Below are 1,517 nucleotides of genomic sequence, written 5' to 3'. Positions count from 1 at the left end.
CAGGATTACCCACATCTCTATGAGTGAAGAGAGGATTTTCTGCTTGTAAACGAGAGAGGGCGATGTTAACTTTGGCCATCCTGTGCTGCAGTGGTAATCGAGATTGGCTGGCGAAAGCGATACGGACGATTGGGCAGGCACCGAGTTCGGCGAAGCGAATCTGGGCGACGCGCGTCTGTCGCGGCGTCTGATTGCGCTGGCGCGTCGGCTTGCCTTCAGCCCGCAGGGATCGTTTCCACAATCGCTCAAGCCTGCAGAGCTTAAGGCCGCGTACCGGTTCTTCGACAATGCGCAGATCGATACCGACGGAATCCTGGCGCCGCACATCGCGCAAACCTTGGATCGCATGAGGCAGGTACCTGTTGTGCTGGCGGTGCAAGACACCACTGAATTCAACCTGTCGCATCTGCCCGCGACAGAGGGCCTGGGTTACGGCTCCGGGCGTCACGAGCGCGGTTTCATCATGCACAGCCTGCTGGCCGTGACCCCCGAGGGCCTGCCGCTGGGTGTGCTGGGCATGAAGACCTGGGTGCGCCCCGAAGAAAAGTTCGGCAAGAAGCCTCACCCCAAAACGCGCCCGATCGAAGAGAAGGAAAGCATTAAATGGATTGAAGGCATTGAGCATCTTGCCGCGCTCAAGGCCCGTTGTACCGAAACCCGGCTTGTCGGCGTAGGAGACCGCGAGAGCGACCTGTATGAACTGTTCACTAATGACCGTCCTGATGGCGTGGACTGGCTGGTTCGTGCTTCTCGCAACCGGCGCGTCATGCATCCCGAAGAGTATCTTTGGGATACTGTGCTGGCTACTGCGCCTGTAGGCAATACGGAGCTTCTGGTGCCAGCCAGAGGCAACGTGCCGCAACGTACCGCACGACTGACCTTGCGTTGCACGGCCCTCAGATTGCGGCCCCCGATGAGGCGCAATAGCCAAAGCCGTCTGCAGCAGACCGATGTGTTTGCGATTCACGCTCTCGAAGAGGCACCGCCGGAAGGCATAGAAGCGCTGGAATGGATGCTGCTGAGCTCGGTGCCGACGACCACGTTTGATGAGGTCCTTGAACGGCTGGCCTGGTATGCGCGCCGCTGGACGATCGAGACGTGGCATCGCGTCCTGAAAAGCGGTTGCCAGATTGAGGCCCGGCAATTCGGCAATCTCGATCGTTTCGTACGCGCGACCGCGCTGTTTGCCGTCATCGCCTGGCGCATCCTGTATGCGACCCTGCTGGCACGGACCGACGCAGACCTGTCGTGCGAAGTACTAATGCAACCCGTCGAATGGCAAGCACTGTACAGCCACACACATGGCACCACGAAACCGCCAAAGCAAATTCCGTCGCTGGGGCAGGCTGTCCTGTGGATCGCCATGCTCGGCGGTTATCTGAATCGCAAGCATGACCACCCGCCCGGCCCCACAGTCATGTGGCGCGGGTTCCTGATACTGCATGAGATCACAAAGATGTATCGCCTCTTCAGGCAAAACGAATAGCATGATCAGCTGACTTGTGGGTAATCCTGAG

The 1,517-nt window shown here is 59.1% G+C and carries 1 protein-coding gene; it reads left to right on the top strand.

What is annotated here, in order from left to right; genetic code table 11:
* Window positions 1–103: 103 nt before the first annotated feature.
* Entirely contained in the window at window positions 104–1,486 is a 1,383-nt protein-coding gene (locus P0D89_RS52865; protein ID WP_408371170.1) for an IS4 family transposase, read from the top strand.
* The last annotated feature ends 31 nt before the right edge of the window (window positions 1,487–1,517 follow it).

The sequence above is a fragment of the Paraburkholderia sp. RL18-085-BIA-A genome, from assembly GCF_046027075.1.
GTDB lineage: Bacteria > Pseudomonadota > Gammaproteobacteria > Burkholderiales > Burkholderiaceae > Paraburkholderia.
Note: the sequence above shows the minus strand (reverse complement) of the source record. Positions and strands in the feature narration are given on the sequence as shown.